Source organism: Stenotrophomonas sp. YJH_SMC_14-1 (genome assembly GCF_059372275.1).
The window spans coordinates 1-12,864 of sequence record NZ_JCAFVK010000005.1 but is presented as its reverse complement, the minus strand read 5'-3'; the positions used below and the strand labels follow the sequence as shown (position 1 = coordinate 12,864).

At 67.2% G+C, this 12,864-nt stretch carries 9 protein-coding genes; 6 read left to right on the top strand and 3 right to left on the bottom strand.

Annotated elements, in window-relative coordinates; genetic code table 11:
- The first annotated feature begins 127 nt into the window (after positions 1-127).
- Genes AC5P9P_RS13210 through AC5P9P_RS13195 form a run of 4 tightly spaced genes read left to right on the top strand, consistent with a single transcriptional unit; the run spans position 128 to position 3,932 of the window.
- The gene (locus tag AC5P9P_RS13210) at positions 128-817 is read left to right on the top strand and encodes a response regulator transcription factor (protein WP_019662067.1); all 690 of its coding nucleotides are present in this window, start codon (positions 128-130) and stop codon (positions 815-817) included.
- A complete protein-coding gene (locus tag AC5P9P_RS13205; protein WP_099523995.1) occupies positions 810-2,201 on the top strand; it encodes a sensor histidine kinase in 1,392 nt (463 codons plus the stop codon). The genes AC5P9P_RS13210 and AC5P9P_RS13205 overlap by 8 nt, the downstream gene beginning before the upstream one ends.
- Positions 2,198-3,253 (top strand): ABC transporter substrate-binding protein, encoded by a 1,056-nt coding sequence (locus AC5P9P_RS13200; RefSeq protein ID WP_495232852.1) that lies wholly within the window; start codon positions 2,198-2,200, stop codon positions 3,251-3,253. The genes AC5P9P_RS13205 and AC5P9P_RS13200 overlap by 4 nt, the downstream gene beginning before the upstream one ends.
- Before the next feature lie 28 nt (positions 3,254-3,281).
- Positions 3,282-3,932, top strand: coding sequence for a response regulator (locus AC5P9P_RS13195; RefSeq protein WP_005414428.1), 651 nt, complete (start codon positions 3,282-3,284; stop codon positions 3,930-3,932).
- A 558-nt stretch (positions 3,933-4,490) separates the two neighbouring features.
- Here AC5P9P_RS13195 and AC5P9P_RS13190 read toward each other — a convergent pair.
- On the bottom strand, positions 4,491-7,133 hold the full coding sequence (locus tag AC5P9P_RS13190; protein ID WP_495232851.1) for a hybrid sensor histidine kinase/response regulator: 2,643 nt from the start codon (positions 7,131-7,133) through the stop codon (positions 4,491-4,493).
- A gap of 66 nt (positions 7,134-7,199) precedes the next feature.
- Positions 7,200-8,369, bottom strand: a complete 1,170-nt coding sequence (locus AC5P9P_RS13185; RefSeq protein WP_483693610.1) for an OprO/OprP family phosphate-selective porin — start codon at positions 8,367-8,369, stop codon at positions 7,200-7,202.
- 332 nt (positions 8,370-8,701) lie between these two features.
- Here AC5P9P_RS13185 and AC5P9P_RS13180 point away from each other — a divergent pair, with 332 nt between their 5' ends.
- Together AC5P9P_RS13180 and AC5P9P_RS13175 are read left to right on the top strand one after the other, a co-directional pair.
- Positions 8,702-10,045 carry a dicarboxylate/amino acid:cation symporter gene (locus AC5P9P_RS13180; RefSeq protein ID WP_005410972.1) on the top strand — a complete coding sequence of 448 codons (1,344 nt, stop codon included), beginning with the start codon at positions 8,702-8,704 and terminating at the stop codon, positions 10,043-10,045.
- Positions 10,046-10,275: 230 nt separating this feature from the next.
- Positions 10,276-12,567, top strand: coding sequence for an NADP-dependent malic enzyme (locus AC5P9P_RS13175; RefSeq protein WP_005410971.1), 2,292 nt, complete (start codon positions 10,276-10,278; stop codon positions 12,565-12,567).
- Positions 12,568-12,718: 151 nt separating this feature from the next.
- On the opposite strand, the gene AC5P9P_RS13170 is transcribed toward AC5P9P_RS13175, so the two are convergent.
- Positions 12,719-12,864 (bottom strand): integrase core domain-containing protein (locus AC5P9P_RS13170; protein WP_495216051.1); only part of this gene is annotated, 146 nt, incomplete at its 5' end.

The following is a 12,864-nucleotide window of genomic DNA, read 5'->3' as shown; positions in this document are numbered from 1 at the left end:
CTGTCATCGTCCTGTCAACGGATTGTGCGGTGCAGCGTAAAGCGGCCCGCTGCTGCCTCCGGGCGGGGCCCGGCGAGCGCGGCAGCGGCATGCGGTAGCATTCGTTTCCCCTCCCACCCCCGTGCCCATGCGCCTGCTGCTGGTCGAAGACAACCCGGATCTGGCCGATGCGATCATCCGCCGCATGCGCCGCAGTGGGCATGCCGTGGACTGGCAGGCCGATGGCCTGGCGGCGGCCAGCGTGCTGCGCTACCAGAGCTTCGACCTGGTGGTGCTGGATATCGGCCTGCCCAAGCTCGATGGCCTGCGCGTGCTGGCCGGCATGCGCGAGCGCGGCGACAGCACGCCAGTGCTGATGCTGACCGCGCGCGATGGCATCGAAGACCGCGTGCAGGCGCTGGATGTCGGCGCCGACGACTACCTGGGCAAACCGTTCGATTTCCGCGAGTTCGAAGCACGCTGCCGCGTGCTGCTGCGGCGTGCGCGTGGGCAGGCCAGCGAAGTGGTGCAGATCGGTGGCTTCCAGTTCGACAACGCGGCGCACCGGGTCAGTCTCGACGGTGAACCGATCGAACTGCCCAACCGCGAGTACCGGCTGCTGGAGATCCTGGTCGGCCGCCTCGGCCAGGTAGTCGGCAAGGACGAAATCGGCAACGGCCTGTTCGGCTTCGACGACGAAGCCGGCCCGAATGCCATCGAGCTGTATGTCGGTCGCCTGAGAAAGAAGCTGGCAGGCGCACCGCTGCGCATCACCACGGTGCGCGGCGTTGGCTACCTGCTGGAAGCCAGTGACGGCAGCGCCGACGCCGATGGCTGACGCGCGTACCGCGAATGCCGCACCGGGCTCGCTGCGGCGCACGCTGCTGGTCTACCTCGGCGCGTTGCTGGCGGTGTTCGCGGTGGCCCTGCTGTTTGCCGCGCGCGGCTATGGCCAGCGCGCCGCCAACCGTTCCTACGACCATCTGCTGGTGTCCTCGGCACTGTCCATCGCCGATTCGGTGGCCCTGGTCGATGGCCAGTGGCAGGTCGATCTGCCCTATGCCGCGCTGGACCTGCTGGCGATGGCCCCGGAAGACCGTGTGTTCTATCGGGTCGCCGACAGTCGCGGCAATCTGATCACCGGCTACGGCGACCTGCCGGCGCCACCGCGTCGGCCCGGCACGCAACCGCAGCTGTTTGATGCGGCATACAGCGGCGAGACCGTGCGCTTCGTGGTGGTCGGCCGCAGTTTCGCCGCCGCGTCGGCGCAGGGCGAGGTGCAGGTGCAGGTCGGCCAGACCCGGCGTGCACGTGAAGCGGTTGCGCAGGACATGGTCAACCGTGCATTGCTGGCGATCGGTGTGCTGTCCGGGCTGCTGCTGGCGCTGGTGGCCTTTGGCGTGCATCGCGCGTTCCGGCCATTGGTGCGGGTGGAACGCGAGCTGTCGCGCCGCGAGCCGTCCGATCTGAAACCGCTGGATGCGCGCGTGCCGCGCGAGATGGACCAGATGGTGGCGGCGTTGAACCGCTTCATGGAACGACTGTCCAGCAGCAACGAGACCTTGCGCGCGTTCATGGCCGAGGCCGCGCACCAGATGCGTACGCCGTTGGCTGCCCTGCGCGCGCAGGCACAGCTGGCGCTCGATGACGACGACCCCGAGGACATGCGGCGCAGCCTGCAGGCGATTGAACGCAATGCCACCCACATGAGCCGGTTGCTGAACCAGCTGCTCAGCGATGCCAGCGTGATCCATCGCTCGCATCTGCAGCGCTTTGCAGCGGTGGACCTGGCCGAGACCGTGCACCAGGCCCTGCATGAAGCACTGCCGCAGGCCGGCCCGGCACCGCGCGTACAACTGGCGATGACCGCCGAGCCGGTACAGGTACATGGCGATGCGCTGCTGTTGCGCGAGGCGATCAAGAACCTGGTCGACAACGCGTTGAAGTACGGTGGTGATGGGCCGTTGCAGATCGCATTGACCGTGGAAGGCGGGCAGGCCGTGCTGACCATCGCCGACCACGGTGCCGGCATTGCCGCCGCCGATGCCGAACGCGTGTTCGAGCGCTTCGCCCGTGGCGAAGGCGCGCCGTCCGGCGGCGCCGGGCTTGGCCTGGCCATCGTCAAGCGCGTGGTCGACAGCCATGGCGGTCGCATCGACCTCAGCAATCGCCCACAGGGCGGGCTGGTCGCCACCATCCGCCTGCCCCGGAGCAGTCCATGATCCGCCTGTTCGCTGCTGCTGTTGCCTTGCTGCTGGCCCTGCCGGTGCTTGCGGCACCGGGCGACGTGCGCCGCTTCCGGGCCCAGGCAAAGGCCACTGCGCAGCTGCGCATCCACGGCACCACCGACATCGAAGTTTTCGCGGTAGTGATTGCCGACTACCAGCGGCTGCACCCCGGCACTGAGGTGGTGTACGAGGACATCATCACCCAGGACCTGTACGCGCGGTACCTGCACGACCGCGGCGGACCGGCATCGCCGGACCTGCTGATCTCCAGCGGCATGGACCTGCAGACCAAGCTGGTCAACGACGGCCACGCGCTGCCGCATCGTTCGGCGCAGACCGCTGCGCTACCGGCCTGGGCGCAGTGGCGCAACGAGGCCTTCGGCATCAGCTACGAGCCGGTGGTGATGGTCTACAACACCCGCGCACTGCCGGCTGCGAAGGTGCCGCACACGCGTCGGCAACTGCTGGACCGGTTGCGCGCGGAGGGGGCACCGCTGCGCGGCAGGGTCGGTACCTATGACATCGAGCGCAGCAGTGTCGGCTACCTGTTGTCTACCCAGGATGCGCAGCGTGGCAGCATCGCCGGCGCGTTGCTGGGCGCGCTGGGCGACAACGACGTGGTGCGCGAGGAGCGCACCGGCGTGCTGCTGGACAAGGTCGCCAGCGGACAGCTGTCGCTGGTCTACAACGTGCTCGGCTCCTACGCGCAGGCGCGCATCGACGCGGGTGCGCCGCTGGCGATCGTGGAGCCCGAGGACTACACGCTGGTGGTGCTGCGTACCGCGGTGATTCCACGTACCGGCCCACACCCGGAAGAAGCCCGGCGCTTCCTCGACTACCTGTTGTCACCGCGTGGCCAGCAGGTGCTGTCGCGCGAGGCACGACTGATGCCGATCGTGACCGGCAACGCACGTGGCGACGATGCGCCCGGCCGCAGCCGCCGCCCGATCCAGCTCGGCCCGGGCCTGCTGGTGTACCTGGACGCACTCAAGCGCCGCCAGTTCCTGGATGCCTGGCGCAGCAGCGTGGAGCCGGCGGGGCGCTGAGGCTCCGGCCTGCCCGTACAATGGCGGCATGAGCGAATACACCATCCTGATCGCCGATGACCACCCGCTGCTGCGTTCGGCGGTGGTGCAGTCGTTGCGGCAGAGCCTGCCGCTGGCGCAGGTGCGCGAGGTCGCCAGCGCCGAGGCATTGGCCGAAGCGCTGGATGCCCACCCGGATGTGGACCTGGTGCTGCTGGACCTGACCATGCCCGGCGCGCACGGTTTCTCCGCCCTGCTGCACGTGCGCGGCTCGCATCCGGACATTCCGGTGGTGATCCTCTCGTCCAACGACCATCCGCGGGTGATCCGTCGTGCCCAGCAGTTCGGCGCGGCTGGTTTCATTCCAAAGTCTGCTCCGGCCGAGACCATCGGCGAGGCGGTGCAGGCGGTGCTCGATGGTGGCCTGTGGTTCCCGGCGATGGCCGCCGAACGCTCCGAGGCCGACGCACTGCTGGCCAGCCGCCTGGCCCAGCTGACCCCGCAGCAGTTCCGGGTACTGCTGTGCCTGGCCGATGGCCTGCTCAACAAGCAGATCGCCTACACGCTGGGGTTGGCCGAGAACACGGTGAAGGTACATGTCACTGCGATCCTGAAGAAGCTCGAATGCCACAGCCGCACACAGGCAGCGGTACTGGTGAAGGCGCTGGAGCCTGAGGGCGACGCCGGCATCGGGTTGTAGTTTCCAGCCAACGGCGCAGCCCCTCGTGGGTGGGTTTGGGTTGGTCGCTGAAAGCAGAAGCTGCGAGCGGGCCGGTCGAGTTGGGTGCGCGGGGGACGCCGTGAATCCGTCCCTGGAGGCTTGGCAGCCGCATCCATGCGGCTGACACCCCCGCGCACCCAACCCGACCGACCTCTGACAGATTTCGGTGGCCTGTCACCCACGGAAGAGAAAAGAAGATCAAAAGCAAAGGCAGCCTGGCAGGCCATTTTTCGTAGAACCGAGCCCACGCTCGGCTGCTTTCTGGCCGGTCCGTGAAGCCGAGCATGGGCTCGGCTCTACACGAGCAAGCGCAGCGCGCGACCCGCTTTTGATCTTTTTTCTTCTCCGAGGGTGGACGCGCACGGAACGTGTCCGTGGCCGGGCAGATGGGCTGCACAGGGGCGTGAGCCGCATGGATGCGGCGACCGAGCTTACAGGGACGTACTTGCAGCGGCCCCTGTGCAGCCCATCTGCCCGGCCCCACCGATGAACTGCTTTGTGCGACCACCCACAAGGGGCTGCGCCGTTGGCTGGAAACTACCCGCGATGGCGGATCAACAACTGGCTCATCAACGCCCGCAGCGCCGGCGGCTTCACCGGCTTGGCCATCATTCCCCAGCCGCGCTCGGCGGCCATCTCACGCAATCCCGCATCGCGCTCGGCGGTGACCAGCACCACCGGTGGGCGGGCCTGCCACAACTCGGCCAGCGTCTCGTACAGCACCGGCCCGTGGTGATCGCCCATGCGCACATCCAGCAGCACCAGCTCCGGCACCGCGCCTGTTGCCGCCAGCTGCAGCGCCGCCTGCGGGCCGTCGGCCAGCGCCACCTCGCAGCCCCAGCGCTCCAGCAGCGCGCGGCTGGCGGCGCAGACGTGCGGATCGTCGTCGATCACCCACACCCGGCGACCGCGCAGCGGATTGTCCGCGGCCGGTTCCTGCACCAGCACCGGCACAGGAGCAGTAGCGGGAATCGCGCTGGCTTCGCCGAACGGCACGCCCACCGCGAACACACTGCCCTGGCCCAGCTGCGAGCGCAGCCGGATCGGGTGGCCGAGCAGCCGACCGATGCGGTCGACGATCGCCAGGCCAAGGCCGGCGCCGCGCTGCTGGCCGTCGTGCAGGCGGCGGAACTCCTCGAAGATCTCGCCCTGCAGCGCATCGGGAATGCCGGGGCCTTGGTCGTGAACTTCGATCCACAGCAGGCCTTCGCGGCGACGGCAGCCGAGCAGCACGCGGCCACGATCGCTGTAGCGCAGTGCGTTGGACAGGAAGTTCTGCAGGATGCGGCGCAGCAGCGCTTCATCGCTGACCACCACCGCAGCGGTGTCGACCCAGTCGACCGCCAGCCCGCGTGACTGCGCGGCGATGCCGAACTCGCGTGCAAGCGTCTGCAGCAAAGGCCCGAGCCGGAACGCCTGTACGCGCGTGGGCAGGCTGCCCGATTCCAGGCGCGCGATATCCAGCAGGCTGTTGAGGATCGCATCCTGCGCGGCCAATGCAGCATCGATGTGGTCGCTGGTCTGTTGCTGCGCCGGGTCACTCAGCTTGCCGCGCAGCACCGAGACGAACATGCGCGCCGCGTTGAGGGGCTGCAGCAGGTCGTGCACGGCCGAGGCAACGAAACGGGTCTTGTAGCGGTTGGCCTGCTCGGCTTCGCGGCGTGCTTCTTCCAGATCATGGGTGCGCTCGGCGATGCGGTGCTCCAGCGCATCGGCCAGCGAGCGCAGTTCGCGCGCGGCGTTCTTGTAGCTGGTGATGTCGGCATAGCTGGTGACGAAGCCGCCGTCAGGCAGCGGATTACCACGGATCTCCAGCACCGTGCCGTCGTCCTTCTCGCTCTCGCGCATGTGCGGGCGGCCGCTGCGCAGGTGGTTCAGGCGACGCTCGATTGCTTCATCGACCGGGCCCGGACCGAGCAGGCCACGGCGTGCGTTGAAGCGGAACAGTTCCTCGATCGGCCGGCCGACGCGAACCAGGTCCTGTGGGAAACGGAACAGTTCCAGGTAGCGCGAGTTCCACGCGACCAGGCGCAGTTCGCGGTCGATCACCACCACGCCCTGCGGCAGGTGTTCGAGGCTGCGGCTGAGTCCGCTGTCGGCGTCGGTGGCCGCCTGCAGCAGGCCATCCTGTGCGGTGCGCAGTTCCTGTGCGTGCTGCTTGAGCAGGGTTTCCAGTTCGCGGCGGCTGCGCAGGCGATGCTTGGCCAGGCGTCGGCGCTGCTGCACGAACAGCACCAGGAAGCCCAGCGCCAGCCACGCGGCACCTCCGGTGAGGGCGGCTGCGCGACCGGCGGCGGTGGCGGCGCTGGCGTCGTGCAGCAGATGCAGCTTCCAGCCTTCGGCGGGCAGCGGCAGGCTTTGCCACAGCATCGGCTGCGGCAGCGCGGGATCGAGCAGGCGCACCATGCGGCCACCATCGGCAAGCACGTCTTCAGTACGCGCGCGCAATGGCTGCAGCGCGCGGTCGGCGTATTGGCGGGCGTCCAGCATTTCGCGGCGCTCATCGGCGCCCAGCGGGCGCAGCAGGCGGTAGCGCCAGCTGTCACGGTTGGCCAGGAACACCACGTCATGGTCGTCGCTGGCCAGCACCACGTCCGGGCTGCTCAACCATTCCTGCTCCAGCGCCGACAGCTCGACCTTGATCACCACCACGCCGAGCCGCTTGCCGTCTTCCTCGATGGCCTGCGACAGGTAGTAGCCGGGTACGCCGGTGGTCATGCCGATGCCGTAGAAGCGGCCGCGGCCCTGCGCCAGCGCCTGCCGGTAGTAGGGGCGGTAGCTGTAGTTCTCGCCGACGTTGCTGGTCGGCTGGTCCCAGTTGCTGGCCGCCACTGCCACGCCGTCGTGGCCGACCAGGGTCAGGGTCGAGGCACGGGTGACTTCATTGGCGCGTTGCAGCTTGAGGTTCAGCCGCTGCTGTTCGGTGGGCGAGGGTGGCACACGCAGGGCGTGCAGCAGATCCGGATCCAGCGCCAGTACCTGCGGCAACGTGCCGAAGCGGTCGATGCGCTGCTGCAGGCCCTGGCCGTACAGCTGCAGCTGGCGTTGCACCTGGCTGCTTTCCTCGCCGAGGGCGCGCCGCCAGGCGTAGTGGCCGGCGGCGACTGCACACAGCACGGTGCCACCGACCATCACCAGGATGGTCAGCAACAGCATCCGATGGCGGCTGAGCCAGTACATGGCGGCAGTCTACGCAGGGCCGGCGGGCGTGGCGTGCACGCCCGCCGGGATCTGACGTGGAAGGGGTCAGAAGTGCATCTGCGCGCGCAGCTCGAAGATCTCCGGCGTGCTGTGCACACCGCGACGGCTGGCGTCGACCTTCACGTAGTTGGCCTGGAACTTGAAGTGGCTGGTCAGGTACCAGTTCGCGCCCAGGGTCAGGTCGTGCTGGCGGCCACCAAGGATGCTGCCATCGTCCAGGTCCATGCGGCTGTAACGGGCCACCAGTTCCACCGCGCCGTAGTCGTGCGCCGGCTTGATGTTGGCCACGGCACCTGCGTTGTACGGGCGCGACTCGCCGGTCAGCACCCAGCTGGCCATCGCATACTGGCCGCTGCCGGTGTAGTCGGGCTTGCCGTCATGGCGGGTGACCGTGGCGCGCAGGGCTTCGGCCTGCAGCGAGAACGGGCCGCGGATCCAGATGCCTTCCAGGCCGGTGCGGCGGATCTGGTCGGCGGTGACCAGGGCGCCGGAATCGACGTAGCGGATGTCGGTCAGGCCGGCTTCCGGGCGTGCGCGAAGGCGCGCGCTGGCCTCGTGGTGCACGTCACGGCCATCGCTGTAACCGCGCGGATTTTCCTGCGAGTAGGCCAGGCCCAGGTGGATCACGTCACCCGGCGCCTTCACCGGGGTCCACACCGCACGTACTGCCTGGGTGGTGCCGGGGTTGTCACCCTGCAGGTCCTTGCCGCCATAGGCGCCGGCCTGCAGCAGGTACTGCGGACGCTCCAGCACCCATTCCACGCCGGTGCGGCGGCCTTCGTAGAAGGCCTGCACGGGCAGCGCGGTTTCCAGGAAGCTGCCGGCGCGCGAAGAGGTGTTCGCATCCAGGCCGACCGGGGTCTTCATATAGCCGAAGCGGAAGCGGCCGATGTCGCGGCCGAAGAAGGCCTTGCTCTCGAAGCGCACGAACACGTCCAGCCAGGTATCGGACTGGAAGTCGTAGTAGACCATCGCGTCGTAGACGCCCTTCTTCTTCAGCGTCGCACCGAACTCCTTGCGGCGCACGGCGTCGTCGTCCTCCAGGCCGCTGCCCGAGGAGAAATCGTTGTAGTCGTAGGCGATGTTGGCGGTAGCGGCCAACTCGGTGCCGTCGCCGAAGGCGTACTTGGTCGGCCAGTTGTCGAAATCGGCAGCCGAAGCGAAGACGGGAAGCGCGGCCAGCGACAGGGCCAGCAAGGTGGGAATCGGGCGCATGTTGGGTGCGGCTCTCTCAGATTGCGTGTGGACAGGACAACAACGGCCGCAGGGGCCGAAACTTTCGCAATGACGCGCCCGGCCGTTCAGCACGGGCCACCGGCCTCCCCAGGATCGGGCGGTGCGGCGCCAGTGTAGGCATCGCCGCCACCTGAACCGGGGGGCTAGTACCAATAGGTTATCTGCGCCGGCGTGCCCGGCGCGTACAAAGGCGTCCATTGGTCGCACCTCCTGCGCATGCAGCACAGGGCCTGCGATCAGTTTCCACGGTAACGGTTCCCGTGCTGTCCCGGGGCCGTACGTGCCTGAAAACGCCCCTTCCGGAGTCCGCCATGCACATCCCGACCGCAGCCCCGGCGCCTGCAAAGCCGTTGCCGATCTATCGCCAGCTGTATTTCCAGGTGATCGTGGCGATCGTCCTGGGCGCCATCCTCGGCCACTACGAACCGCTGATCGGCGAGAAGATGAAGCCGCTCGGCGATGCCTTCATCAACCTGGTGAAGATGATCATCGCGCCGGTGATCTTCCTCACCATCGTCACCGGCATCGCCAGCATGACCCACCTGCGCACGGTGGGTCGGGTGTTCGCCAAGGCAATGGCGTACTTCCTATTCTTCTCCACGCTGGCACTGATCGTGGGCATGATCGTGGCGCACGTGGTACAGCCCGGCGCCGGCATGAACATCAACCCGGCCGAGCTGGACCAGACCGCGGTGCACAGCTACGTCGAGAAGTCGCACGACCTGACCCTGGTCGGTTTCCTGATGGACATCATTCCGAAGACGCTGGTGAGCGCCTTCGTCGACGGCAACATCCTGCAGGTGCTGTTCATCGCGGTGCTGTTCGGCATCGCGCTGGCCTCGGTGGGCGAGAAGGGCAAGCCGATCCTGAACTTCCTGGAGGCGCTGGTCGCCCCGGTGTTCAAGCTGGTGCACATCCTGATGAAGGCCGCCCCGATCGGTGCCTTCGGCGCCATCGCCTTCACCATCGGCAAGTACGGCGTCGGTTCGCTGGTCAACCTGGCGTGGCTGGTGGGCTCGTTCTACCTCACCGCGTTCCTGTTCGTGGCGGTGATCCTCGGTGTGGTCTGCCGACTGTGCGGCTTCTCGGTGTTCAAGCTGGCGCGCTACCTGAAGGCCGAGCTGCTGCTGGTGCTGGGCACTTCCTCGTCGGAGTCGGCGCTGCCGTCGCTGATGGAGAAGATGGAACGCGCCGGTTGCAGCAAGTCGGTGGTGGGCCTGGTGGTCCCGACCGGCTACTCGTTCAACCTGGACGGCACCAACATCTACATGACCCTGGCGGCACTGTTCATTGCCCAGGCCACCAACACCGAACTGACCCTGGGCCACCAGATCGCCCTGCTGCTGGTTGCCATGCTCAGCTCCAAGGGGGCGGCCGGCGTCACCGGTGCCGGCTTCATCACCCTGGCCGCCACCCTTGCCGTGGTGCCGGAGGTACCGGTGGCCGGCATGGCGCTGATCCTGGGCGTGGACCGTTTCATGAGCGAATGCCGCTCGCTGACCAACTTCATCGGCAATGCGGTGGCCACCGTGGTGGTTTCGCGCTGGGAAGGCGCGCTGGACCGCAACCGCCTGCAGCTGGCGCTGGATGGCCGCGAAAGCGAGCTGCCGCCGCCGGTGGACGCACTGCCCGAGGCGCTGCCGGCCAAGGGCTGACCCAGGTGTGTGGTACCGCGGGGCCGATCACGACAGTGGTACGGCCCCGCGGCGTTTCAGGGCGTCCCATGGCTGTCATCGGGGGCGCCGATGCTGGCATCCCAGTACCGTCGCATACGGCACGGAATTGTGCAGTCGCAGCATGCCTGCGACAGGATAGCGACAGGTCCAGACGCTCCAACGGGGGTATCATCCCCTGTCCCTTCTGCCCATTCATGTAACCCACATCGATGTCCAACGAAGATTTCAAACAGGCCGCCCTCGATTACCACCGGATGTCCCCGCCGGGAAAGATCAAGGTTTCCGCTACCAAGCCCATGCTGACCCAGCGCGACCTGTCGCTGGCGTATTCGCCGGGCGTGGCGTACGCCTGTGAAGCGATCAAGGCCGACCCGCAGCAGGCCAGCGAGCTGACCGCCCGCGGCAACCTGGTGGCGGTGATCTCCAACGGCACCGCGGTGCTGGGCCTGGGCAACATCGGCGCGCTGGCCGGCAAGCCGGTGATGGAAGGCAAGGGCGTGCTGTTCCAGAAGTTCGCCGGCATCGATGTGTTCGACATCGAAGTGGATGAAACCGACCCGGACAAGCTGGTCGACATCATCGCCTCGCTGGAGCCGACCTTCGGCGGCATCAACCTGGAAGACATCAAGGCGCCGGAATGCTTCGTGGTCGAGCGCAAGCTGCGCGAGCGCATGAAGATCCCGGTGTTCCATGACGACCAGCACGGCACGGCGATCATCGTCGGCGCGGCGGTGCTCAACGCCATGGCGATCACCGGCAAGAAGATCGAAGACGTGAAGCTGGCGACCACGGGCATGGGCGCAGCCGGCATTTCCTGCGTGAACATGCTGGTGCAGCTGGGCCTGAAGCCGGAAAACATCCTGGCCTTCGACCGCGAGGGCGTGATCCACACCGGTCGTACCGACCTGGATCCGGAAAAGCAGCGCTATGCGCGCGACACCGACAAGCGCACCCTGGCCGAGATCGTCGACGGCGCGGACATCTTCCTGGGCTTGTCGGCACCCGGCATCCTGACCGCCGACATGGTCAAGACCATGGCGCCGGATCCGGTGATCTTCGCGCTGGCCAACCCGACCCCGGAAATCATGCCGGAGGTGGCGCGCGCCGCGCGTCCGGACGCGATCATCGGCACCGGCCGTTCGGACTACCCGAACCAGGTCAACAACGTGCTGTGCTTCCCGTACCTGTTCCGTGGTGCGCTGGACGTGGGCGCCACCGCGATCAACGAGGAAATGAAGATCGCCTGCGTGCGCGCCATCGCGGCGCTGGCACGTCGTGCGGCCACCGACATGGGCTCGGCCTACGGTGGCGAGACGCCGAGCTTCGGCCGTGAATACCTGATCCCGCGTCCGTTCGACCGCCGCCTGCTGGTGGAGCTGTCGGCCGCCGTGGCCCAGGCCGCGATGGACTCGGGCGTGGCCTCGCGCCCGATCGAGGACATGGGCGCCTACCGTGACAAGCTGGCCCAGTTCGTCTACCGCACCAGCCTGATGATGAAGCCGGTCTACGACCGCGCGCGCAGCGACAAGCAGCGCGTGGTGTACGCCGAGGGCGAAGAGGAAGTGGTGCTGCAGGCGGTGCAGAACGTGGTCGACGACGGCCTGGCGCACCCGATCCTGATCGGCCGCCCGGAAGTGATCGAGTCGCGCATCGAGCGCCTCGGCCTGCGCCTGAAGATCGGCGAGAACGTTGAAGTCACCAACATCAACGACGACCCGCGCTTCAACGAATACTGGCAGTACTACCACGGCCTGACCGGCCGTCGTGGCGTGACCGTGGCCGCGGCGAAGAACCTGATGCGTTCGCGCCCGACCCTGATCGCGGCGGTGATGGTGGCCCGTGGCGAAGCTGATGCGATGCTGACCGGCATCGTCGGCCGCTTCCACAAGAAGCTGGGCTACGTGCGCAGCGTGCTGCCGCTGGAGCCGAAGGTCACCTCGACCTCTGCGATGACCGGCGTGATCAACCAGCAGGGCGTGTTCTTCTTCGTCGATACCCACGTGCAGGAAGACCCGACCGCCGAGCAGCTGTGCGAAGCGACCCTGCAGGCGGCCTACCGCATGAAGCTGTTCGGCATCGAGCCGAAGGTGGCGCTGCTGTCGCACTCCAACTTCGGCAGCCACGATTCCAAGGACGCGCTGAAGATGCGCCAGGTGCGCGAGCTGCTGCTCAAGCGCAACCCGCGTCTGAACGTGGACGGTGAAATGCAGGGCGACACCGCGTGGGATGAAGCGCTGCGCCAGAAGCTGCTGCCGGGCTCGACCCTGCAGGGCCGCGCCAACCTGTTCGTGCTGCCGAACCTGGAAGCGGCCAACATCGCCTACAACCTGGTGCGTGTGTTCACCGACGGCGTGGCGATCGGCCCGATCCTGATGGGCGTGAACAAGCCGGTGCACATCCTGACCACCAGCGCGACCTCGCGCAGGATCCTGAACATGACCGCCATTGCGGCGGTGGATGCGCAGATTCGCAAGCAGCTGGAAGCGGAAAAGAAGGCGTAAGCCTTCTTTTCAGCGACAGCTGCAGAAACGCGCCCCACGGGGCGCGTTTCTGTTTCCGCAAAGCGGAAACGGGTAGAGTCGACTGTTAGTCGACTGCTCTTGATTCGGACGCCGAAAATCCCGCGCGATCGCGCGATCGCGCGATAGTCGACTAGCTGTGTAAACCCACCACGTTGTTCAGCGGGATTCTGGAAATAGGCGGTTGGCTGCCGATCCCCATGTGGGGTCGGTGCCAGTTGTAGTAATGCAGCCATTCAGGCAGCACGGCATCACGTTGCTCTGACGAAGCGTACTCGC

Bases quoted from the DNA above. Each gene is read 5' to 3' on its own strand.
- AC5P9P_RS13210 (WP_019662067.1), top strand. From the start codon at position 128: ATGCGCCTGCTGCTGGTCGAAGACAACCCGGATCTGGCCGATGCGATC.
- AC5P9P_RS13205 (WP_099523995.1), top strand. From the start codon at position 810: ATGGCTGACGCGCGTACCGCGAATGCCGCACCGGGCTCGCTGCGGCGC.
- AC5P9P_RS13200 (WP_495232852.1), top strand. From the start codon at position 2,198: ATGATCCGCCTGTTCGCTGCTGCTGTTGCCTTGCTGCTGGCCCTGCCG.
- AC5P9P_RS13195 (WP_005414428.1), top strand. From the start codon at position 3,282: ATGAGCGAATACACCATCCTGATCGCCGATGACCACCCGCTGCTGCGT.
- AC5P9P_RS13190 (WP_495232851.1), bottom strand. From the start codon at position 7,133: ATGTACTGGCTCAGCCGCCATCGGATGCTGTTGCTGACCATCCTGGTG.
- AC5P9P_RS13185 (WP_483693610.1), bottom strand. From the start codon at position 8,369: ATGCGCCCGATTCCCACCTTGCTGGCCCTGTCGCTGGCCGCGCTTCCC.
- AC5P9P_RS13180 (WP_005410972.1), top strand. From the start codon at position 8,702: ATGCACATCCCGACCGCAGCCCCGGCGCCTGCAAAGCCGTTGCCGATC.
- AC5P9P_RS13175 (WP_005410971.1), top strand. From the start codon at position 10,276: ATGTCCAACGAAGATTTCAAACAGGCCGCCCTCGATTACCACCGGATG.